The following is a 20,500-nucleotide window of genomic DNA, read 5'->3' as shown; positions in this document are numbered from 1 at the left end:
CCTTAGAGGGCTTTTTTATTTTCAGGCCGACTTCGTTCGCGCCCCGTTGCACCGGCCCGCACCAACTTTCAGTGCTGGGCCTGCGCAAACGGTTTCCGATTGGCTTGGCTGACAAATTGCCTCGGTGATGCGGGCGGGCAAAACCCCCTTAAATCGCGGAACTGTGCGCCATCTGCCCCGCGCGGTAGTGGTCCAGGTGACCGGCCATGACCCGCACCAGCGGGGCAAAGCCGTCAACGATCTGCAATCCGGTGCCGTCGCTGCGGCACGCGTCGGGATAGGCCGCGACCAAGGCCGCCACTGCGCCGGCCACGGTCGCGCCCTGATCGGGGAATTCGACCGCCAAAGCCTGCGCTTCGATGGCAAAGCTGCACATCAACTGTTCGATCATCCGCGCGGTAAGCCGGTCCGCGTCGCTGAGGACATGGCCGCGCGCGCCCGCCAGACGCCCTTGGCCGATGGCCGAGGTATACGCCGCCGTGGCTGCGTGATTCTGCACATAACCTTGGGGGAATTGCGAAATGGCCGATGCGCCCAGCCCGATCAGCACCTTGGCCTGATCGTCGGTATAGCCCTGAAAGTTGCGGCGCAGCCCGCCGCTGTGGGCGGCCACGGCCAGACTGTCGCCGGGGCGGGCGAAATGGTCGATGCCGATGGGCAGGAACCCGTCCAGACGCAGCATACGTTGCGCCATGTCCGTCAGTTCGAATCGCGCCTCGGCCGAGGGCAGCGCCGTGCCGTCGATCATCACCTGCCGTTTCGACATCCATGGCACGTGGGCATAGCCATAGAGCGCCAGCCGGTCCGGTTGCAGCGCCAACACCTGTTCCAGCGTGTCGACCAGGCTGGCGCGGGTCTGGTGCGGCAGCCCGTACAGCAGATCCATGTTCAGACTGTGCACTTTGGCATCACGCAGGATCTGGATGCAGTCAAAGGTCTGGGCAAAGCTTTGCGCCCGCCCGATGGCATCCTGCACCTTGGGGTCAAAGTCCTGCACCCCGATGCTGGCGCGGTTCATGCCATGGTCGGCCAGTGTTTGCAGCAGATCGGGCGCTGCTTCGGTCGGGTCGATCTCGACCGAAAACTCGAACCCCTCCGCGCGCTGGAAACTGTCAAAAACGCCCTTCAGCAGCCGTGTCATCGTCTTCGGGCTTAGAATCGTGGGCGTCCCGCCGCCCAGATGCAGACGTCCGATCCGCACATCCGACGGCAACAATCGCGCAACCTGAACCATCTCTTGCAGCAGCACATTCACATAGACGTCCACAGGGCGCAGCGTCTTGGTGCCTTGGGTGCGACAGGCGCAGAACCAGCACAGCCGTTTGCAAAACGGAATGTGGATGTACAGCGATACCTCGGACCCCTGCGGCACGGCCTGCAACCAGTCGCGCTGGTGCAGGGTGCCGGCATCTGCGGCAAAATGGTTCGCAGGCGGGTAACTGGTGTAACGCGGGACCTTTGCGTCAAAAAGTCCGTAGCGGCGGAGTTGATCAATCTGTGTCATTCCGCTACTTAAACGTGCGCCCTCCTCGATGACTTTGACACAGATCAAAAGCCGAAAAATATGACTGTTGACCTCCTCACCCGTCCGAAATGCAGCGAATGCCCGATCCGGCACCGCGCTGTCTGTTCGCGTTGTGACGCGGACGAGATCGAGCAACTGGAGCAGATCAAGTCCTACAAGACCTTTGCGGCGGGTGATCCGATTCTGTGGCGTGGCGACGACCTGACCTATGTGGCGTCGGTGGTCAAAGGCGTGGCGACGCTGAGCAAAACCATGGAAGACGGGCGCATCCAGATGGTGGGCCTGCTGATGCCGTCCGATTTCATCGGCCGCCCCGACCGCAAGACCATTGAATTCGACGTGGTGGCCGCGACCGAGCTGACATTGTGCTGTTTCCAGCGGGTGCCGTTCGAAAAAATGCTGGCCAAGGTGCCCCATGTGTCGCAGCGCCTGCTGGAGATTGCGCTGGACGAACTGGACGCCGCGCGCGACTGGATGCTGCTTTTGGGCCGCAAGACCGCCCGCGAAAAGATCGCGACCTTTGTCGAGATGATGGTGCGCCGGCAGCATGTTGACGGGCTGGGGCTGGATCACGAACCGCTGGTGCTGCCGCTGACCCGTGACGAGATTTCGAACTATCTGGGGCTGACACTGGAAACCGTCAGCCGCCAGTTGAACGCCCTGAAGAAAGAGGGCGTGTTGCAATTCGTCGACCGTCGGCGGTTCGAGGTGGTCGACATGGCCGCCCTGCACGCCGCGTCAGGCGACGATTCCGACGGCGGCGTTCTTTTCTAAAACCTGATCTGGATCAAGGCGCGGTGCGCGCCGGCGTCGTTCACTGCTTGGGAAACCCAAGGAGTGCAACACCATGTACAACAATATCCTGATCCCCGTCATGCTGGGCGACAGCCGCGACACGCAGTCCGCTTTCAAAGCCGCCCAGGCGCTGGCCGAAACCGGTGCACAGATCACCCTGCTGCACGTGATCGAAACCGTGCCGGTCTATGTGTCGGAATACTTCCCCCCCGATTTCATCACCACCGCCCGTGACACCGTGCAAACCGCACTGGACGCCATGGTCGCCACCCTGCCCGGCAGCCGTGCCGCCATCTGCGAAGGCAAGGCCGGTCCGCGCATATGCCGCTGGGCCGAAGAAAACGGCTGCGATTGCATCGTCATCGCCTCGCACAAACCGGTCATGAGCGACTTTTTCCTCGGTTCGGTGGCGCATCATGTCGTCGGGCATGCAGGCTGCGCTGTGCACGTCGTAAGATAGTCGCGCATTTGTTCACTAAAAATTGACTTAGATCAAAGAGCGTATGCGCGGCCCCGTCTACTGAGACACTGCGAACAGAACCGCAGACCCGCCCAAACGGGCCGCTGCGTACAATAAGGTGCCACATGGAATATATTAAATTGATCGCGCTGGGGCTGATAACCCTGATCGCCGCGATGGGGGCGAACTTCGCCCATGACATAGCTTATCAGGTGCACGCCGTCCTGATCATGGTGATCGCGGCTGCAATGTTTGTCTGGGTGCTGCGTGGCATCGACGAGCCGGAGGTGGTGCAAGACACCAGCGGATACCAGGACGGCGTCATTCGCGCCGGCGTGATTGCCACGGCGTTCTGGGGGCTGGCCGGATTTTTGGTGGGCACGTTCATCGCCTTCCAACTGGCCTTTCCGGTGCTCAACTTTGACTGGGCGCAACCCTTTGCCAACTTTGGCCGCCTGCGCCCGCTGCACACCTCGGCGGTGATTTTTGCGTTCGGGGGCAACGCGCTGATCTGCACGTCGTTCTATGTGGTGCAACGCACCAGCGCCGCACGGCTTTGGGGCGGCAATCTGGCGTGGTTCGTGTTCTGGGGTTACCAGTTGTTCATCGTTCTGGCGGCCACCGGCTATCTGCTGGGGTCAACCCAGTCCAAGGAATACGCCGAACCGGAATGGTACACAGACATCTGGCTGACCATCGTCTGGCTGGCCTATCTGGCGGTTTTCCTTGGCACCATCTTCAAACGCCGCGAGAAACACATCTACGTGGCCAACTGGTTTTTTCTCAGCTTCATCATCACCGTGGCGATGCTGCATGTGGTCAACAACTTGTCGATCCCTGTCAGCTTCTGGGGCAGCAAATCAGTTCAGGTTTTCTCGGGCGTGCAAGATGCGATGACCCAGTGGTGGTACGGCCACAACGCCGTGGGCTTTTTCCTGACCGCGGGTTTCCTTGGCATGATGTACTATTTCGTGCCGAAACAGGCCGAACGCCCGATCTACAGCTATAAACTGTCGATCATCCACTTCTGGGCGCTGATTTTCCTGTATATCTGGGCCGGTCCGCACCACCTGCATTACACCGCCCTGCCCGACTGGGCCTCGACCCTGGGCATGGTGTTCTCGATCGTGCTGTGGATGCCAAGCTGGGGCGGCATGATTAACGGCCTGATGACGCTGCAAGGCGCATGGGACAAGCTGCGGACCGATCCGATCATGCGGATGTTCGTGATCTCGCTGGCCTTCTACGGCATGTCCACCTTCGAGGGTCCGATGATGTCGATCCGCGCGGTCAACTCGCTGTCGCACTACACTGACTGGACCATCGGACACGTGCATTCCGGCGCGCTTGGCTGGAACGGCATGATCACCTTTGGCGCGCTGTACTTCCTGACACCACGCCTGTGGGGCCGCGAGAAGATGTATTCGATGTCCGCGATCAACTGGCACTTCTGGTTGGCCACGATCGGCATCGTTCTCTACGCCTCGTCGATGTGGGTGACCGGCATCATGGAAGGCCTGATGTGGCGCGAAGTCGATGACCAGGGCTTCCTCGTCAACACCTTCGCCGACACCGTGGCTGCGAAATTCCCGATGTACGTGGTGCGCGGACTGGGCGGGGTTCTGTACCTCTCGGGCGGCATCCTGATGTGCTGGAACATGTGGATGACCATCCGGGGCGGCGCCAAGCGCACCGCACCGGTCGGCGTCCCGGCAGAATAAGAGAGACAGGCAAATGGCTGATAATGAAAAGATAATGGACTCGGACAAGGACCCCAAGGTTTCGACCCTGTCGGACCTGCCGGACGAGATCCCCAACGAACTGCCGCACCAGACCGCGTTGCTGAACCGGCACGCCATCCTTGAGAAAAGCCCGACACTGTTGCTGGTGTTCTCATTGCTGGTCGTCAGCATCGGCGGGATCGTGGAAATCGCACCGCTGTTCTGGCTGGAAAACACCATCGAAGAGGTCGAAGGCGTGCGCCCCTATTCGCCGCTGGAGCTGACGGGCCGCGACATCTATGTGCGCGAAGGCTGCTATTTGTGCCACAGCCAGATGATCCGCCCGATGCGCGACGAGGTCGAACGCTATGGCCACTATTCGCTGGCGGCGGAATCGATGTACGACCACCCGTTCCAGTGGGGATCGAAACGCACCGGTCCCGACGTGGCGCGTGTGGGCGGTCGGTATTCCGACGCATGGCACGTCGACCACCTGACCGATCCGCAGTCGGTCGTGCCGGAATCGATCATGCCGTCCTATGCGTTCCTGTCCGACACCCGGATCGAACCGCTGCACATCGAGGCCTTGCTGAAAACGCACCGTTTCGTGGGCGTGCCCTATGACGACGACATGATCGCCACTGCGGCTGCGGATTTCCGTGCTCAGGCTGACCCGGACTCGGACTATGACGGGCTGCTGGAACGCTATCCCGGTGCGGCGGTGTCCAACTTTGACGGCCAGCCCGCGCTGACCGAAATGGACGCCCTGATCGCTTATTTGCAGGTGCTTGGCACAATGGTCGACTTCTCGACCTTCACCCCAGCCGACAGCCGATAGGAGGCTTTGATGGATACCTATTCCTTCATGCGTGAACTTGCCGATAGCTGGGTGCTTTTGGCGATGTTCGGATTTTTCGTCTCGGTGATCCTGTGGGCCTTCCGCCCCGGTTCCTCCAAAACCTACGACGCCATCGCTCATATCCCGCTGCGCGACGACGCCCCATTGGGCGCAGCAGACACCACCAAGAAAGGAGCGTCCGATGTCTAAGCGCAAGACCGACGAGGTCACCGGCGTCGAAACCACCGGCCATAGCTGGGATGGCATCGAAGAGCTGAACAACCCGCTGCCACGCTGGTGGCTGTGGACACTTTATCTGTGCATAATCTGGGCGATTGGGTACACAATTGCCTATCCCGCATGGCCGATGATTTCGGGGGCAACGCAGGGTGTCATGGGCTGGTCGACCCGCGCCAATGTGGCGGCTGAGATCACCGAGCATGAAGCCGCCAACGCAGCTCTGGTGGAACAGCTTGTCGCCGCCGATATGCCGGCCTTGCCACAGAACCCCGACCTGAACCGCTATGCCATTGCGCGCGGCAAGGCGGTGTTCGGTGCCAACTGTTCGCAATGTCACGGATCAGGGGCGGCCGGGGCCAAGGGCTATCCCAACCTGCTGGACGACGACTGGCTGTGGGGCGGTGACATCGACGCAATCACGTTCACCGTGCGCCACGGCATCCGCAACACCCTGGACGACGACGCACGCTATTCCGCCATGCCCGCCTTTGAGGACATGCTGGAACCTGCCGACATCGACGCCGTGGTCGAACATGTGGTGTCGCTGTCCAGCTCTGAGTTTGACGCGGCTCTGGCCGAACAGGGCGCGGTGGTCTTTGCCGACAACTGTGCCTCGTGTCACGGTGACGCAGGTCTGGGCAGCCGCGAGATGGGCGCGCCCAACCTGGCGGATGCAATCTGGCTCTATGGCGGCGACCGCGCCACCTTGCACACCACCGTCGAAAAGGCTCGCTTTGGCGTCATGCCCCCCTGGGGTCCGCGCCTGAAAGAGGCCGATATCCGCGCCGTTTCCGCCTATGTTCATAGTCTTGGAGGAGGCGAATAAGGCGGAACTGATCACCCCCCGGGGTGGTCGCCCCCGAAGCGGACCTGTTCGCACTCGTGCCGCTTCGGGGCAGCTCTTGATGCAGATCAAGGAACGGGCACGCGCCCTGCCCTAAACAGGCGTTGCGAACAGGAACAAATGACATGACATCCCAACCCGACCAACCGCTTTACGCCGCCCGAACGCCGATTTTTCCGCGTCGGGTCAATGGCTTTTTCCGCCGCTTCAAATGGTGGATCATGGCCGTCACCCTTGGCATCTATTACCTGACACCCTGGCTGCGCTGGGACCGTGGCGCCAGCCTGCCCGATCAGGCGGTGCTGATAGATCTGGCCAACCGCCGCTTCTACTTTCTGTGGATTGAGATCTGGCCGCACGAATTTTATTTCGTCGCCGGATTGCTGATCATGGCAGGCCTGGGCCTGTTCCTGTTCACCTCGGCGCTGGGCCGTGTCTGGTGCGGCTACACCTGCCCGCAGACTGTGTGGACCGATCTGTTCCTGCTGGTCGAACGCTGGATCGAAGGCGACCGCAACGCCCGCCTGCGCCTGCACAAGGCCAATTGGAGCCTGCACAAATGGCGGCTGCGGCTGAGCAAATGGGCGGTGTGGCTGATGATCTCGGTCGCCACGGGCGGCGCTTGGGTGTTCTATTTCACCGACGCGCCCACATTGCTGCGCGATCTGCTGGGCTTTGACGCGCATCCGGCGGCCTATATCACCATCGCGATCCTGACCGCGACGACCTTTATCTTTGGCGGCTTCCTGCGCGAACAGGTGTGCATCTACATGTGCCCGTGGCCGCGCATTCAGGCCGCGATGATGGACCCTGACACGATCACCGTCGCCTATCGCGACTGGCGCGGCGAGCCGCGCGGCAAGCATAACGTCAAGAACCGCCGCGCCGCTGACGCGCAAAAGGCCGTGGCCGAGGCCCAGGCCGCAGGGGCCGGTGTGGCGCGCTATGCCGGTACGCCCTATCCCAACCTGCCCGCAACGCCGGCAAAGCCGGTGGCCGAGAACGCCCAGGGCGATTGCATCGACTGCATGGCCTGCGTCAACGTCTGCCCCATGGGCATCGACATCCGCAACGGCCAGCAGATGGAATGCATCACCTGTGCGCTGTGCATCGACGCCTGCGACGACGTGATGGACCGCATCGGCAAACCACGCGGGCTGATCGACTATCTGGCGCTGTCGGACGAACCGGCAGAGCGTGCCGGCGCCGCGCCCAAACCGCTGTGGAAACACGTGCTGCGCCCGCGCACCATTCTGTACACCGCGCTGTGGCTGCTGGTGGGGGTGGCGCTGTTGTACGCGCTGTTCATCCGGTCCGACATCGAACTGACCGTCAGCCCGGTGCGCAACCCGACCTTTGTCGTGCTGTCCGACGGCACCGTGCGCAACATCTATGACGTGCGCCTGCGCAACAAGGCCGGCGAGGCCCGCGCGTTCCGGTTGAGCCTGACCAGCGACGACATCCTGCAAATCGGGCTTGAGGGCAGCGACAGCCTGACCGTGACAGTGCCCGCAGACACCACCGTGTTGCAACGGGTCTATGTCACCGCACGCCCTGATGATCCGGCGGCACAGGCAAACACCACGCCCTTGCGGCTATGGGTCGAGGACGTGACCGCACAGATCCGGGCCTCGAAGACGACCACATTCAACGGAAGAGGTGCTCAATGACACGGCAAATCAAAGGATGGCATGTGCTGACAGGCTTTGGTGTCGCATTCGGTGTCATCATCGCGGTCAACCTGACGCTGGCCTATCAGGCGGTGGCGACCTTTCCGGGGCTTGAGGTGAAGAACTCTTACGTCGCCTCGCAGTCCTTTGACGTGGACCGCGCCGCCCAAGAGGCGCTGGCATGGGATGTCAGCGCCGAGGTCACCCATGACACGCTGCGTCTGTTCATCCGCCACGCAGGGCAACCGATTGCGCCGCACGTCGAAGAGGCCACATTTGGCCGCGCCACCAATGTGGCCGCCGACCAGCGGCCCGCCTTTGTCTTTGACGGCACCGCCTATGTGGCGCCGGTGGTGGCGGGACCGGGCAACTGGAACCTTCGGATCAAGCTGCGCGCGCCCGATGGCACCCTGTTCCAGCAACGCGTGATCGTTGCGCATGTGGCGTCATGACCGCCCTGTCCGCCTGCCCCGCCTGCGCTGCGGCCCCCTTGGCCGAAGACATTGTTCAGCGCGACATTGCGGCCCCTGACATCATCCTGTCACTGCCCACGATCCATTGCGCCGCCTGCATCGGCGCGGTGGAACGCAGCCTACGCAGCCTGGCCGGCGTGGACGACGCCCGGGTGAACCTGTCGCTGAAACGGGTCAGCGTGCAGACCCAGACGCTGACCGATGCTGCCCTGGTCGCCCGCCTGCGCGATGCGGGGTACGAGGCGCATCCGATGGACAGCGCCGTTCTGGACAATGGCAATGACCCCGAGGGCCAGCGGCTTCTGGTCAAGCTGGCGGTGGCCGGTTTTGCGATGATGAACGTCATGCTGTTCTCGGTTGCCATCTGGTCGGGGGCCGCCGACAGCACCCGCGATCTGTTTCACATGATTTCGGCGGCGATCTCGCTGCCGGCGGTGTTGTTCTGTGGTCAGCCGTTCTTTGTCAGCGCCTGGAGCGCATTGCGGGTGCGGCGGCTGAACATGGACGTGCCGATTTCGCTGGCGATCCTGCTGGCGGCGGGGATGTCGTTCTACGAGGTGCTGAACGGCGGTTTGCACAGCTATTTCGATGCGGCGCTGTCGCTGACGTTCTTTTTGTTGGTCGGGCGCTATCTGGACCACCGCAGCCGCCGCACCGCCCGTTCCGCCGCCCGCGATCTCGCGGCACTTGAGGTGCACAGTGCCCTGAAGCTGGTGCGTGGCAACGCACAATCCGTGCCCGTCAGCGCGCTGGCCGTTGGCGATACCGTGTTGATCCCCACCGGCGTGCGGGTGCCGGTGGATGGCACGCTGATCAGCCTAGAGGCCACGACCGACCGCGCCTTTCTGACCGGTGAAAGTGCGGCGGTGCGGTCCCTGATGGGCACCGCGGTGCAGGCGGGCGAGATCAACCTGGGCGCGCCGTTCAAGGTGCAGGCGACGGCGGTGGGGGCCGATACCACCCTGCGCCGCGTCGCTGCGATGGTCGAGATGGCCGAGAACAGCCGCAACAGCTATACCGCGCTGGCCGACCGCGCGGCGGCGATCTATGCGCCTGCGGTGCATTTGCTGGCGTTGCTGGCCTTTGTCGGCTGGGCTGTCATCGGGGGCGATCTGCGGCAGGCGCTGAACGTGGCGGTGGCGGTGCTGATCATCACCTGCCCCTGCGCACTGGGGCTGGCGGTGCCTGCCGTGTCGACCGCCGCCATCGCGCGGCTGTATGCCAAGGGGTTCTTGGTGAAATCCGGCACCGCGCTGGAACGGCTGGCCGAAACCGACGTGGTGATGTTCGACAAGACCGGCACCCTGACTGTCCCTGCAACGAAAGCGGTGCGCGACCTGCTGACGCCTGCGCAACAGGCCGTGGCGCGGGCGCTGGCCCAAAGCTCGACCCATCCGGTGTCGCGCGCGGTTCTGGCGGCCCTGCCTGCGGGCGAGCCTGCGGTGCTGAGCGGTGTGGTCGAAGTGCCCGGGCGCGGTGTTCAGGGGCTGGGCGCTGACGGGTTGGTGCAACTGGGCAGCGGCGACTGGCTGGGCGCGGATTTTGGCGGACTGGGCCTGCGGATCGGCAGCGCGCCGGCCATCGCCTTGCCCCTCAGCGAGGGACTGCGCAGCGGCGCACAAGCAGCGGTTGACGGGCTGCGGGCCTTGGGTTTGCGGCCGGGTATCATCAGCGGTGACCGTGTGTCGGCTGTGACCCCGCTGGCCGACAGTCTGGGGGTCACCGACCGGCAGGCAGGGATCACGGCAACCGCCAAGCACGACCAGTTGCAGGCGCTGGCAAAGGGCGGCCACCGTGTGATGATGGTGGGCGACGGGCTGAACGATGCCGCCGCACTGGCCGCGGCGCATGCGTCGGTGGCCCCGTCATCGGCGCTGGATGCTGCGCGCAATGCGGCGGATATCGTGATTTTGAACGACAGCCTTGCGGACCTGCCCTTGCTGATCAAGGTGGCGCGGGCCGCGAGCCGTCTGTCGAAACAGAATTTTGCCATCGCGGCGCTGTACAATTGCATCGCGGTGCCGGTGGCGCTGGCGGGGTTCGCCACGCCTCTGCTGGCGGCGATTGCCATGTCGGTGTCATCGCTGACGGTGTTGGCCAATGCGATGCGGATACGGAGGGTGCGATGAACGTTCTTTTGGTGCTGATCCCGGTGTCGATCGTGCTGGGCGGTCTGGGCCTGTGCGCGTTCCTGTGGACGGTGCGCAGCGGGCAATATGACGATGCGGCGGGCACATCGGCGCGGATCTTGCTGGATGATGAAGGGCCGGATGGGGATTAGCGCTTTGATATAGGCTGGTTGCAGTTTGCCACCCTTCACATTGAAACACGAAGCCGCGCATGGTCGGGCCGAGGTGCGGCGATGCGACCTTCGTGCCTGCCACTTAATGGCAGCCAAGCACATCCGACCCGTCTGTCACGCTCAACAGAAACCAAATCGCCGTGCCGTGGGGCGGCCCGTCATGTCGAAGACATGCCTTAGGCATGATGCGCGGCGGCCTGCGGCCTTGTCCCGCGCAGAAGTCAAACGCAAGCCAACCAATAGACGGAAGCGGATTTGTATCCACCAAAAACTCACCCCTTCGCCAGCGCCACCTGTTCCTTGATCAGATCCTTGTACAGCGCGCGGATGCGATGAAACACCGGCCCCGCCTTGCCGCCACCAATCACCCGCCCGTCGATCTCGAACACCGGGGTCTGTGCCCCGAACGTCCCCGTCAAAAACGCCTCGTCCGCGCCATAGGTGTCCACCAGCGAGAAATTCCGCTCGAACACCGGAATCGCATTCTCGCGGCACAGGTCGATCACCTTTTGTCGGGTGATCCCGTTCATGCAGTAATCGCCCGTCGAGGTCCAAACCGCCCCCTTGCGCACGATGAAAAAGTTGCAGGCGTTGGTGGTGTTCACAAAACCGAACGGGTCCAGCATCAACGCCTCGTCCGCGCCTGCACGGATCGCGTGGTTCAGCGCGATGATGCAATTCAGCTTGGAATGCGAGTTCAGCTTGGCGTCCTGCGTCAGCGGCAGCCCGCGATGATGCGGCACCGTGTGCAGGCGGATGCCGCGCTGCACCATGGTTTCGTCCGGTTTGGAATGCTCTGCGATGATAACAATCGTGCTGCCCCACATGCTGAGATGCGGATGCTGGAACGGTTTGCGCTTGCGCCCGCGTGTCACCATCACCCGCAGGTGCACGTCGGTGTGCATGTCGTTGGCGCGCAAGGTGTCATGGATCGCCGCCGTCAGTTGGGCGCGGTCCATGCCGATGTCCAGATCCAGATACAGCGCCGCCTCGAACAGCCGGTCCAGATGCGCGTCAAGAAAGCTTAGAACCCCGTCGTACAGGCGCAGCCCTTCCCAGATGCCATCGCCCAGCATGAACCCGCTGTCATAGACCGAAACCTTGGCATCGTCGCGGTGGACAATGTTGCCGTCGACGTAGATCTTGATATCGTCATTTCGTGCGTCGGCAGCGGCATCATGGGTTGAAACGTGATCGGTGTCGGTCATCGCAGGCTTCCTTGTTGGGTCGAGACAGACAAAACCCACGCCCACGGTCAGGGTCAAGCGGTGATCTGAACAAGGGGACAGGCGATGAACGCAGATCATATCGAGATTTCCAACGATCACCTGCGCGCGCGGCTGTCGCCGCGGGGCGCGGGGCTGGTCGGGCTGTGGCATGGCGCGGTGACGCGCAGTCTGGTGCTGGGCTATGCCGACGGAACCCCTGCGGGCTATATGGGGGCGCTGGTGGGGCCGGTCGCGAACCGGATCGGCGGGGCGGCAGTGACGATTGACGGCACCCGCTGGCAGATGCAGGCGAACGAGGGCACCACCTGTCTGCACAGCGGCGATGACGGTGTACACAGCCGCGTCTGGACGGTCAGCGATCACAGCGCCACTGAGGTCACGTTTTCGCTGGCTCTGGACCATGGCGAATGCGGCCTGCCCGGCATACGTCGGATGAACGCACGTTATACGCTGGAAGGATCGGCGTTGCGCTTGGACATCTGCGCCATCACCGATCGGACCACAGTGATGAACATCGCCCATCACCCCTATTGGAACCTTGCAGGCAGCGGCACGGTCCAGGATCACAGCCTAAGGGTGTTTGGCGACAGTTACCTGCCCGTGGATGCCGATAAGCTGCCAACCGGCGCGCAGACCTCAATCAGCGCATTGGGCCTGATGCCCGACCGCGACACGCCGCTGCACCACGCGGCACCGATGGATCACAACATTTGCCTTGGCCGCAAACGCGATACACCGCACCCTGCCGCTTGTCTGACCGGCCCGAACGGGCTGCACCTGACCATATCGACCACTGAGCCGGGCTTGCAGGTCTATGACGGCGCGGGCCTGCCGGATCAGCCGGATGCCGCGATGCTTGGCGCTAAAATCGGCCCGTACGCGGGAATCGCCCTGGAACCGCAGGGTTGGCCGAACGCACCGCACAACGACAGCTTTCCCGCGATTACGTTGCTGTCTGGAAACAATTACCGCCAGACCACGATATATACGCTCAATTAACCGTGATTTCCATGATTTCGCCACAATTAGGCCTCTGGATTTCTCCAGCGGACGTGCATATTGGTCCGCATCGGCCCCATTGCCCGACACACCCTGTCAGGCCGGAACACAGCTAAAAGGTAAGACCATGTTTCAGCACGCACAAAGCCAGCCAAAACCACCGGTAACCGCCCAAGCCCCGCAATCTCCCGCGCCCAAGCCGCGCCCGGATATCACCGACTACGCCAGCCTGTAAAACCACAGCTTAGGTCACCCGCGGGGAACCGGTTCTGTCTGGACGGCGTTGTTTCAATAACGCTTACCAAAACCGGAGGAACCGACATGGACCTGCTGCGCATTCTGATCGCTATCCTATTGCCGCCCTTGGGCGTCTTCCTGCAAGAAGGCTTTGGCAAACATTTCTGGCTGAATATCCTGCTGACCATCCTGGGCTATCTCCCCGGCATCGTGCACGCAGTCTACATCATCGCCCGCACCCCCGAACATGCATGACAACCACGCCGCGCGGCTGGATCATCTGGACCGCGTGGCCCACACCATGGACCGCGCCCTGCGCATCCCGTTGATCGGGGTGCGCATTGGGCTGGACAGCATCATGGGGCTGGTGCCCGGCGTGGGCGATCTGCTGGCGCTGGGACCTGCGGGGTATATCGTGCTGCAAGCCCACCGCATGGGCGCGCCGCGCGGGCTGGTGGCACGGATGGGCGTGAACATCGGCATCGACGCGCTGATCGGGTCGATCCCGCTGGTCGGTGATTTGTTCGACGTCGGCTGGAAAGCGAATTCGCGCAACGTGAAGCTGCTGCGGGAGCATTTCGGGGCGGAAATGAAAACGATACACGCCTAGCGCATTGAAATTGCGCTATATGCTTAGCATTATGGCCAAGACACCATGAAAATTTCGGTCGCTCTCTGTACGGGTCAGGTTTTCCAGACTTGTAAAGTCGGTCGAATCGTGGACAAAACTGCCGATGCGCATGTCATTCTGGCTTCTTGTACTACTGTGGGTTCTGTCTGTCATAGCGCGGGCGATTGTTGCCATCAGGACGTTTCAACACGTTGGTCTCGCGACCAATTATTACTGGGGCACAAAGTTTTTCCTCGGGTACATTCTTGTTGAACTTTTCCTCCTCCTTTGTCTGGGCGCCGCAGCTTATGCGCGCGACCGAGGTAAAATGTGGCCATGGCCAAAGATCGGGTTGCTGGCTTTGTTTGCATCCATCGGCCTCCACTTTGCCACGATGGAAACGGCGATCGGCTTTCTCGAACGGTTCACGATCACAGGTGAACGTCATATCGTGGATTGGTCTTACAATCCGCACGTCTACGACGACCGGAAGGGTCATCAAGCGTTGCACATCAGACTGAAAATGCCGGGGTATCGACCCATTTACTCCGAGCGGCGGGAAGGCGATGCGTCGGTGTTCGTGGAAAAAGCAACCTCAGCCAAGGTTTTAGCCCCTTACAACTTTCCGCAGGCGGAAGCCGATCCGTATGCGGCCGAGTGCATCATGGGCACTTGCAGGTTTTACAAGGACGGCGCGTGGTACGTGATAGACTATCCTCACGGCCACTCGACCGAGGGGATGTTGGAAGAGCTCCAGATCGAAATCCCGGCCCTGTTCGACAGCTTCATCAAACCGCGCGGCTGATCCCCCCAAAACAAAAACGGGCCAGCGCATCCCGCGCCAGCCCGTTCCAGTCTCACAAGTCTTTCAAGGCCGAAGCCCCGAACAGTTGGCTTAGCCCACCAGTTCCAGACCCGAGAAGAAATACGCGATTTCCACTGCGGCTGTTTCCGGTGCGTCCGACCCGTGAACCGAGTTTTCGCCAACGCTTTCGGCGAATTCGGCGCGGATGGTGCCGGCGGCTGCGTCTGCGGGGTTGGTGGCGCCCATGACTTCGCGGTTTTTCGCGATGGCGCCTTCGCCTTCCAGAACCTGTGCGACGATGGGCGCGGACGCCATGAATTCGCACAGCTCGTCATAGAACGGACGCTCGGCGTGCACGGCATAGAACTCGCCCGCCTGCGCCTTGGTCAGGTGGATGCGTTTCTGTGCGACGATGCGCAGGCCCGCTTCTTCGAACTTGGCGTTGATCGCGCCTGTCAGGTTGCGGCGTGTTGCGTCGGGTTTGATGATCGAGAATGTGCGCTCAAGGGCCATGATGATGCTCCGGTTTGTCGGGCACCACACCTGCGGCCCCCGTGAATTGAAATCGCGGCTCCGATAGCATGGGGTTTCACGCTTGAAAAGCGGCGATTGACGCCGCCGCTGCGTTGCGGCACACCGCGTCCATGTTGCGCATATCAGATATATCCTATTCCATCGCGGGCCGTCCCTTGTTCGAAGGCGCCTCTGCTGTCATTCCCGAAGGCCACAAGGTGGGCCTGATCGGCGCCAATGGCACGGGCAAAACCACGCTGTTCAAGCTGATCCGCCGCGAGCTGGTGCTGGAGGGCGGCAGCATTTCGTTGCCGACCAAGGCACGCATCGGCGGTGTGGCCCAGGAAGTGCCCGCCTCGTCCACATCGCTGCTGGACACGGTTCTGGCCGCCGACACCGAACGTGCCGAGCTGATGGCCGACGACAGCACCGACCCGTCGCGCATCGCCGAGATCCAGACCCGACTGGCCGACATCGACGCCTGGTCCGCCGAGGCGCGCGCGGCGACGATCCTGAAAGGTCTGGGATTTGACGATGCGGAACAGTTGAAACCCTGTTCCGATTTCTCGGGCGGCTGGCGGATGCGCGTGGCGCTGGCGGCGGTGCTGTTTTCGCAGCCCGACCTGCTGCTGCTGGACGAGCCGACCAACTATCTCGACCTTGAGGGCGCGCTGTGGCTTGAGGCCTATCTGGCGAAATATCCCCACACGGTCATCATCATCAGCCACGACCGTGGTTTGCTGAACCGGGCCGTCGGCGCGATCCTGCATCTGGAAGAACGCCAGCTGACCTATTATTCCGGCCCTTATGACCAGTTCGCCCGCCAGCGCGCCGAACGCCGCGCCGTGCAGGCCGCGATGGCCAAGAAGCAACAGGCCCGCCGCGAGCACATGCAAAGCTTTGTCGACCGGTTCAAGGCCAAGGCATCCAAGGCCAAGCAGGCGCAGTCGCGTCTGAAGATGATCGAGAAAATGGACATGATCGCAGCCCCCGAAGAGGCGGCCAAACGCGTGTTCACCTTCCCCGAGCCTGAAGAGCTGTCGCCGCCGATCATCAACATCGAAGGCGGCACAACGGGCTATGGCGACACGGTGATCCTGTCCAAGCTGAACCTGCGCATTGATCAGGACGACCGCATCGCCCTGCTGGGCAAGAACGGTCAGGGCAAATCGACCCTGTCGAAACTGCTGTCCGACCGCCTGCCCCTGATGTCGGGCAAGGCGACGCGGTCAACCAAGCTGCGCATCGGCTATTTCGCGCAGCATCAGGTGGACGAGCTGCACATTGACGAAACGCCGTTGCAGCACATTCAATCGCTGCGTCCCGGTGTGATGCAGTCAAAACTGCGCGCGACACTTGCGGGCTTTGGCCTGGGCCCCGATCAGGCCGACACCGCCGTGGGCCGTCTGTCGGGCGGGCAAAAGGCACGTCTGTCGCTGCTGCTGGCCACCATCGACGCGCCGCACCTGCTGATTTTGGACGAACCAACCAACCACCTGGACATCGAATCCCGCGAAGCCCTGGTCGAGGCGCTGACCGCCTATACCGGTGCGGTGATCCTGGTCAGCCACGACATGCACCTGCTGGGTCTGGTCGCGGATCGTCTGTGGCTGGTGTCGAATGGCACCGTGAAACCCTATGACGAAGACCTGGAAGCCTATCGCAAGATGCTGCTTTCAGCAGACAAGCCTGCCAAACCGGCCAAGGTCGAGGCCCCCAAGGCCAAACGCCCCAGCCGTGAAAAGGTGTTGGAACTGCGCGCCGAGGCCCGCAAATCCGAAGCCCGCGTCGACAAGCTGAACGAGATGCGCGACAAGCTGGCCAAGAAACTGGCCGACCCTGCGCTCTATGACGACAGCAAAAAGGGCGAGGCCGAAGTCTGGCAGAAGAAATACGCCGAAGTGATGAACGCATTGGACCGCGCCGAAGCCATGTGGATGGCGGCCCTTGAAAAACTGGAAAGCGCCGACGCGGTCTGATAGGTCTCTGGTTCAATAAATCCCGGGGGAGACGCGCCAGCGTTGGGGGCAGCGCCCCCATCCCGCCCCACCGCGAGGAAGACCGATGATGATCGACACCGCCTTTCTGATCACCGCCTTTGTCACCATGTTCGTGGTGATCGACCCGATGGGCATGGCCCCGCTGTTCGTGGCGCTGACCCAAGGCATGTCGCGGCAGCGCCGACGCGCCATTGCCGTGCGCTCCTGCGTGACCGGCTTTATCCTGCTGCTGGCCTTTGCCGCCTTTGGTGAAAAACTGCTGGGTTTTGTCGGCATTTCCATGCCCGCCTTTCGCGTTGCGGGCGGTATCCTGTTGTTCATCACCGCGCTGGACATGCTGTTTGAGCGCCGCACCAAACGGCGCGAGGATACGTCCGAGGAGCATGGCGACGATCCGTCGATTTTTCCGCTGGCGATCCCGCTGATTGCGGGCCCCGGAGCGATTGCGTCGGTGATCCTGCTGACCGGCCAGAAACCCGGCCTTGCCGGTCTGGGCATTGTCGCGGGCATCACGCTGGCGGTTTTGTTGGTGGTCTTCGTGCTGTTTCTGGCCTCGGGCCTGCTGGAGCGCGCATTGGGCAAGACAGGCATTAACGTGGTCACCCGTTTGCTGGGCATGTTGCTGGCGGCGCTTTCGGTTCAGTTCGTTCTGGACGGCTTGCGCGCCTTCAGTTTCTACGAAGGCCTTGGCTAGGCCCCGCGCCTGCCTATATTTGATCCATGGACACTTTTGACACCGGCCAACTGATCTATCTTGTTCTGCTTTTGCTGATGGTTGTCGGCTGGGCCGTCGCATCGCGGCGCACGTCGTGGAACAAGACGCTGCAATACGCCGCCGTCTGGGGGCTGATCATTCTGGGCGCGGTGGCCGCCGTGGGCCTGTGGGATGACATTTCACGCGCGTCCATGCCCTATCAGGCCAGTGTTGTGGGCGAAAACACCATTTCCGTTCCGCGCAGCCGTGACGGGCATTATTACCTGACCTTGAAGGTGAACGACGCCGACGTGCGTTTTGTCGTGGACACCGGGGCCACCGACATCGTGCTGACCCGTGATGACGCGGTGCGCGCGGGTGTTGATGTGGATGCGCTGGATTTTCTGGGCCGTGCCAGCACCGCCAATGGCGAGGTGGCGACCGCATCGGTGCGGCTGGACCGCATTGCGCTGGGTCCGGTCGAGGACCGCAATGTGCACGCCGTGGTGACGGACGGCGAGATGTTCGGATCGCTTCTGGGTATGGGGTATTTGCAGCACTGGGGCAGCATTTCGATTGCCCGGGATACGCTGACACTGACCAGATGAACTACGGCCCGTAACCGGTTCAGGTTTCGGCTTTTTTCTCCCATCCGCCGGACTCGTCCGACCAGTATTGCGCCGATGCGCCTGCGTCTTTCAACGCCTTCCACTGCCTGCGCGCGGTGCTGAGTGCTTCGTCGTAATCCTCGAACAGCACGCAGACGCGCTCCATCTGTGCCACCTCGTCGGCGGTCACCTCGGCCCCGTCGACGGACATGATGCAGGTGGCGCCGTTGGGGCAATCGGGCTGCGTGGTCAGCAGGATCGGCTGCGCCGCGTCGTGGTCACCGCCCGCGACCCCGTGCGGGACAAAGCCGTCGCCCTGCCACAGCCGGTTGTCCAGATGCGCCATGCGGGCCATGTCACAGCCGCGCACGGCCACGCGCCAGCCCGCGCCGCGCGCCTTGCCCAGCAGCATCGACAAAGTGTCCTCCATCGAGCGCTGGGTCAGGTGGTAGAAATAGGCGGCGCCCATGGTTTATTCGCTTTCGAACTTGTCCGCGACCAACCGGTTCAGGGCCGCCACACCCCAGCCCGTCGCGCCCTTGGGGGCCAGCGCCGTTTCCGCGGTGACCGAGGCCACGCCGGCGATGTCGAGGTGAATCCACGGGGTCTCGTCCTTGACGAACCGTTTGAGGAACTGCGCTGCCGTGATCGAACCCGCAGGACGTCCGCCCACGTTTTTCATATCCGCGATCCGGCTTTTCAACTGGTCGTCGTAAGCCTGCCCCAATGGCATCCGCCATGCGCCTTCGTTCTCGGCGGCGGCGGATTTCAGGAAGGCGTTGCATAGCGTATCGTCGTTGGAAAACACACCGGCGTTTTCATGGCCAAGCCCGATGATGATCGCCCCCGTCAGCGTCGCCAGATCAATCATGCCGGCCGGTTTGAACCGCTCTTGCGCGTACCACATCACGTCGCACAGCACGAGACGGCCCTCGGCGTCGGTGTTGATGACCTCGATGGTGTCGCCCTTCATGGATTTGACGACATCGCCGGGGCGCACGGCATTGCCCGAGGGCATGTTTTCGACCAATCCAACCAGCCCGACGACGTTCGCCTTGGCCTTGCGCCGCGCCAGCGTGCGCATCACGCCCGCCACGACGCCCGCGCCGCCCATGTCCATGGTCATGTCTTCCATGCCGGCGGCGGGTTTCAGGCTGATGCCGCCGGTGTCGAACACCACACCCTTGCCGATCAACGCCAGCGGCGCGTCGCCCTTGGTGCCGCCGTTCCATTGCATCACCACCACTTTGGACGGGCTATCAGATCCCTGCCCCACGCACAAAAGCGAACCCATTCCAAGGCTTGCAAGCTGATCTTCATCCAGAACCTCAACCGTCAGACCCAGATCCGTCATCGCCTCAAGCCGGTTGGCGAATTCGGTGGTGGTCAGCACGTTGGCAGGCTCGTTCACCAGATCACGGGTAAAGAACGCGCCTTCGGCCACCGCCATCAGAGGCAACGCCTCGGCCTGCACCTCGTCCGGTTTGGCACACATGATGCGCACGGCCCCCTCGGCGGGCTTGGCGTCGGATTTGTGGGCGTTGAAACCATAGTCGCGCATCGCAAGGCCAAAGCCCAGATCAGCGGCATGGCGCGTGCTGCCCGCAGCCACCAGCAGGTCAGCCGTGCCGCGCACCTTGGCCAGCGCGGCGCCGGCCTTGCGGGCGTCCTGCACCGTCGGGCGGCGCGACAGGCACAGCACATCCACCGCATCGGCAGCCATTCCGGCCGGCATCGCCAGCGTGGTCAGACCGCCCTCTTTCAGATCGCCAAAGGCCTTGCCCGCCGCCAGCCGCGCCAGCGCGCCGCGGGTCAGCTTGTTGATGCGCCGGCCTGCGGCGTCCATCTTGCCATCGGCCTCCAGCACCACGGCGACGCGGCCCGTGGCGGTGGCCAGCGCGTCGATGTCCAGCGCCTCGAAGCTGACTGGGGTCATG

At 62.6% G+C, this 20,500-nt stretch carries 22 protein-coding genes; 17 read left to right on the top strand and 5 right to left on the bottom strand.

All coding sequences use genetic code 11. The features are described from left to right. Window positions 1-148 precede the first annotated feature (148 nt). The gene (hemN, locus tag AAC077_RS03130; RefSeq protein ID WP_339766478.1) at window positions 149-1,504 is read right to left on the bottom strand and encodes an oxygen-independent coproporphyrinogen III oxidase; all 1,356 of its coding nucleotides are present in this window, start codon (window positions 1,502-1,504) and stop codon (window positions 149-151) included. 60 nt (window positions 1,505-1,564) lie between these two features. On the opposite strand from hemN, the gene AAC077_RS03125 reads away from it, so the two are divergent. From AAC077_RS03125 to ccoS, 10 genes are all read left to right on the top strand, one after another. Beyond that, a complete protein-coding gene (locus AAC077_RS03125; RefSeq protein ID WP_339766477.1) occupies window positions 1,565-2,299 on the top strand; it encodes a helix-turn-helix domain-containing protein in 735 nt (244 codons plus the stop codon). A gap of 73 nt (window positions 2,300-2,372) precedes the next feature. Continuing rightward, the gene (locus AAC077_RS03120; protein ID WP_231032808.1) at window positions 2,373-2,780 is read left to right on the top strand and encodes a universal stress protein; all 408 of its coding nucleotides are present in this window, start codon (window positions 2,373-2,375) and stop codon (window positions 2,778-2,780) included. A 125-nt stretch (window positions 2,781-2,905) separates the two neighbouring features. Further along, window positions 2,906-4,501: a cytochrome-c oxidase, cbb3-type subunit I gene (gene ccoN, locus AAC077_RS03115; RefSeq protein WP_339766476.1), complete on the top strand. Its 1,596-nt coding sequence runs from the start codon at window positions 2,906-2,908 to the stop codon at window positions 4,499-4,501. 34 nt (window positions 4,502-4,535) lie between these two features. After that, window positions 4,536-5,339 (top strand): cytochrome-c oxidase, cbb3-type subunit II, encoded by an 804-nt coding sequence (ccoO, locus tag AAC077_RS03110; protein ID WP_339766475.1) that lies wholly within the window; start codon window positions 4,536-4,538, stop codon window positions 5,337-5,339. Between the two features lie 9 nt (window positions 5,340-5,348). After that, window positions 5,349-5,549 carry a cbb3-type cytochrome c oxidase subunit 3 gene (locus tag AAC077_RS03105; RefSeq protein WP_339766474.1) on the top strand — a complete coding sequence of 67 codons (201 nt, stop codon included), beginning with the start codon at window positions 5,349-5,351 and terminating at the stop codon, window positions 5,547-5,549. Continuing rightward, on the top strand, window positions 5,542-6,405 hold the full coding sequence (gene ccoP, locus AAC077_RS03100) for a cytochrome-c oxidase, cbb3-type subunit III (protein ID WP_339766473.1): 864 nt from the start codon (window positions 5,542-5,544) through the stop codon (window positions 6,403-6,405). The genes AAC077_RS03105 and ccoP overlap by 8 nt, the downstream gene beginning before the upstream one ends. 143 nt (window positions 6,406-6,548) lie before the next feature. Further along, the gene (ccoG, locus tag AAC077_RS03095) at window positions 6,549-8,093 is read left to right on the top strand and encodes a cytochrome c oxidase accessory protein CcoG (RefSeq protein ID WP_339766472.1); all 1,545 of its coding nucleotides are present in this window, start codon (window positions 6,549-6,551) and stop codon (window positions 8,091-8,093) included. Next, window positions 8,090-8,545 carry a FixH family protein gene (locus tag AAC077_RS03090; RefSeq protein ID WP_339766471.1) on the top strand — a complete coding sequence of 152 codons (456 nt, stop codon included), beginning with the start codon at window positions 8,090-8,092 and terminating at the stop codon, window positions 8,543-8,545. Before ccoG ends, AAC077_RS03090 begins: the two co-directional genes overlap by 4 nt. Then, entirely contained in the window at window positions 8,542-10,695 is a 2,154-nt protein-coding gene (locus AAC077_RS03085) for a heavy metal translocating P-type ATPase (protein WP_339766470.1), read from the top strand. The genes AAC077_RS03090 and AAC077_RS03085 overlap by 4 nt, the downstream gene beginning before the upstream one ends. Beyond that, complete coding sequence (ccoS, locus tag AAC077_RS03080; RefSeq protein ID WP_339766469.1) at window positions 10,692-10,847, top strand: cbb3-type cytochrome oxidase assembly protein CcoS; 156 nt, start codon at window positions 10,692-10,694, stop codon at window positions 10,845-10,847. Before AAC077_RS03085 ends, ccoS begins: the two co-directional genes overlap by 4 nt. Window positions 10,848-11,140: 293 nt before the next feature. Here ccoS and AAC077_RS03075 read toward each other — a convergent pair whose 3' ends face one another. Further along, the gene (locus AAC077_RS03075) at window positions 11,141-12,076 is read right to left on the bottom strand and encodes an aminotransferase class IV (protein WP_339766468.1); all 936 of its coding nucleotides are present in this window, start codon (window positions 12,074-12,076) and stop codon (window positions 11,141-11,143) included. Window positions 12,077-12,160: 84 nt separating this feature from the next. On the opposite strand from AAC077_RS03075, the gene AAC077_RS03070 reads away from it, so the two are divergent. The 4 genes from AAC077_RS03070 (at window position 12,161) to AAC077_RS03055 (ending at window position 14,748) form a co-directional block, all read left to right on the top strand. After that, entirely contained in the window at window positions 12,161-13,096 is a 936-nt protein-coding gene (locus AAC077_RS03070) for an aldose epimerase family protein (RefSeq protein ID WP_339766467.1), read from the top strand. A gap of 321 nt (window positions 13,097-13,417) precedes the next feature. Next, entirely contained in the window at window positions 13,418-13,588 is a 171-nt protein-coding gene (locus AAC077_RS03065) for a YqaE/Pmp3 family membrane protein (protein ID WP_339766466.1), read from the top strand. Beyond that, complete coding sequence (locus tag AAC077_RS03060; protein ID WP_339766465.1) at window positions 13,581-13,943, top strand: DUF4112 domain-containing protein; 363 nt, start codon at window positions 13,581-13,583, stop codon at window positions 13,941-13,943. The genes AAC077_RS03065 and AAC077_RS03060 overlap by 8 nt, the downstream gene beginning before the upstream one ends. Before the next feature lie 124 nt (window positions 13,944-14,067). Next, complete coding sequence (locus AAC077_RS03055; protein ID WP_339766464.1) at window positions 14,068-14,748, top strand: hypothetical protein; 681 nt, start codon at window positions 14,068-14,070, stop codon at window positions 14,746-14,748. A 90-nt stretch (window positions 14,749-14,838) separates the two neighbouring features. Here the strand turns inward: AAC077_RS03055 and ndk are convergent, their stop codons facing one another. Continuing rightward, window positions 14,839-15,261 (bottom strand): nucleoside-diphosphate kinase, encoded by a 423-nt coding sequence (gene ndk, locus AAC077_RS03050; protein WP_127111941.1) that lies wholly within the window; start codon window positions 15,259-15,261, stop codon window positions 14,839-14,841. A 131-nt stretch (window positions 15,262-15,392) separates the two neighbouring features. On the opposite strand from ndk, the gene AAC077_RS03045 reads away from it, so the two are divergent. From AAC077_RS03045 to AAC077_RS03035, 3 genes are all read left to right on the top strand, one after another. Further along, the gene (locus AAC077_RS03045; protein WP_339766463.1) at window positions 15,393-17,240 is read left to right on the top strand and encodes an ABC-F family ATP-binding cassette domain-containing protein; all 1,848 of its coding nucleotides are present in this window, start codon (window positions 15,393-15,395) and stop codon (window positions 17,238-17,240) included. Window positions 17,241-17,328: 88 nt separating this feature from the next. Further along, window positions 17,329-17,955 (top strand): MarC family protein, encoded by a 627-nt coding sequence (locus AAC077_RS03040; protein WP_339767930.1) that lies wholly within the window; start codon window positions 17,329-17,331, stop codon window positions 17,953-17,955. Between the two features lie 26 nt (window positions 17,956-17,981). After that, on the top strand, window positions 17,982-18,563 hold the full coding sequence (locus AAC077_RS03035) for a TIGR02281 family clan AA aspartic protease (RefSeq protein ID WP_339766462.1): 582 nt from the start codon (window positions 17,982-17,984) through the stop codon (window positions 18,561-18,563). Between the two features lie 19 nt (window positions 18,564-18,582). On the opposite strand, the gene AAC077_RS03030 is transcribed toward AAC077_RS03035, so the two are convergent. Continuing rightward, complete coding sequence (locus AAC077_RS03030) at window positions 18,583-19,032, bottom strand: DNA polymerase III subunit chi (RefSeq protein WP_339766461.1); 450 nt, start codon at window positions 19,030-19,032, stop codon at window positions 18,583-18,585. A gap of 3 nt (window positions 19,033-19,035) precedes the next feature. After that, complete coding sequence (locus AAC077_RS03025) at window positions 19,036-20,499, bottom strand: leucyl aminopeptidase (RefSeq protein WP_339766460.1); 1,464 nt, start codon at window positions 20,497-20,499, stop codon at window positions 19,036-19,038. Between the last annotated feature and the right edge of the window lies 1 nt (window position 20,500).

The sequence above is a fragment of the uncultured Pseudosulfitobacter sp. genome (assembly GCF_963976325.1).
Taxonomy (GTDB): domain Bacteria; phylum Pseudomonadota; class Alphaproteobacteria; order Rhodobacterales; family Rhodobacteraceae; genus Pseudosulfitobacter.
This window is presented reverse-complemented; position numbering and strand designations above follow the sequence as displayed.

Coding starts and splice junctions, on each gene's coding strand:
- hemN (WP_339766478.1), bottom strand. CDS start 1,504: ATGACACAGATTGATCAACTCCGCCGCTACGGACTTTTTGACGCAAAG.
- ccoS (WP_339766469.1), top strand. CDS start 10,692: ATGAACGTTCTTTTGGTGCTGATCCCGGTGTCGATCGTGCTGGGCGGT.
- AAC077_RS03120 (WP_231032808.1), top strand. CDS start 2,373: ATGTACAACAATATCCTGATCCCCGTCATGCTGGGCGACAGCCGCGAC.
- ccoP (WP_339766473.1), top strand. CDS start 5,542: ATGTCTAAGCGCAAGACCGACGAGGTCACCGGCGTCGAAACCACCGGC.
- AAC077_RS03085 (WP_339766470.1), top strand. CDS start 8,542: ATGACCGCCCTGTCCGCCTGCCCCGCCTGCGCTGCGGCCCCCTTGGCC.
- AAC077_RS03065 (WP_339766466.1), top strand. CDS start 13,418: ATGGACCTGCTGCGCATTCTGATCGCTATCCTATTGCCGCCCTTGGGC.
- AAC077_RS03035 (WP_339766462.1), top strand. CDS start 17,982: ATGGACACTTTTGACACCGGCCAACTGATCTATCTTGTTCTGCTTTTG.
- AAC077_RS03030 (WP_339766461.1), bottom strand. CDS start 19,032: ATGGGCGCCGCCTATTTCTACCACCTGACCCAGCGCTCGATGGAGGAC.
- AAC077_RS03105 (WP_339766474.1), top strand. CDS start 5,349: ATGGATACCTATTCCTTCATGCGTGAACTTGCCGATAGCTGGGTGCTT.
- AAC077_RS03025 (WP_339766460.1), bottom strand. CDS start 20,499: ATGACCCCAGTCAGCTTCGAGGCGCTGGACATCGACGCGCTGGCCACC.
- ccoO (WP_339766475.1), top strand. CDS start 4,536: ATGGACTCGGACAAGGACCCCAAGGTTTCGACCCTGTCGGACCTGCCG.
- ccoN (WP_339766476.1), top strand. CDS start 2,906: ATGGAATATATTAAATTGATCGCGCTGGGGCTGATAACCCTGATCGCC.
- AAC077_RS03125 (WP_339766477.1), top strand. CDS start 1,565: ATGACTGTTGACCTCCTCACCCGTCCGAAATGCAGCGAATGCCCGATC.
- ndk (WP_127111941.1), bottom strand. CDS start 15,261: ATGGCCCTTGAGCGCACATTCTCGATCATCAAACCCGACGCAACACGC.
- AAC077_RS03055 (WP_339766464.1), top strand. CDS start 14,068: ATGCGCATGTCATTCTGGCTTCTTGTACTACTGTGGGTTCTGTCTGTC.
- AAC077_RS03045 (WP_339766463.1), top strand. CDS start 15,393: ATGTTGCGCATATCAGATATATCCTATTCCATCGCGGGCCGTCCCTTG.
- AAC077_RS03075 (WP_339766468.1), bottom strand. CDS start 12,076: ATGACCGACACCGATCACGTTTCAACCCATGATGCCGCTGCCGACGCA.
- AAC077_RS03070 (WP_339766467.1), top strand. CDS start 12,161: ATGAACGCAGATCATATCGAGATTTCCAACGATCACCTGCGCGCGCGG.
- ccoG (WP_339766472.1), top strand. CDS start 6,549: ATGACATCCCAACCCGACCAACCGCTTTACGCCGCCCGAACGCCGATT.
- AAC077_RS03090 (WP_339766471.1), top strand. CDS start 8,090: ATGACACGGCAAATCAAAGGATGGCATGTGCTGACAGGCTTTGGTGTC.
- AAC077_RS03060 (WP_339766465.1), top strand. CDS start 13,581: ATGCATGACAACCACGCCGCGCGGCTGGATCATCTGGACCGCGTGGCC.
- AAC077_RS03040 (WP_339767930.1), top strand. CDS start 17,329: ATGATCGACACCGCCTTTCTGATCACCGCCTTTGTCACCATGTTCGTG.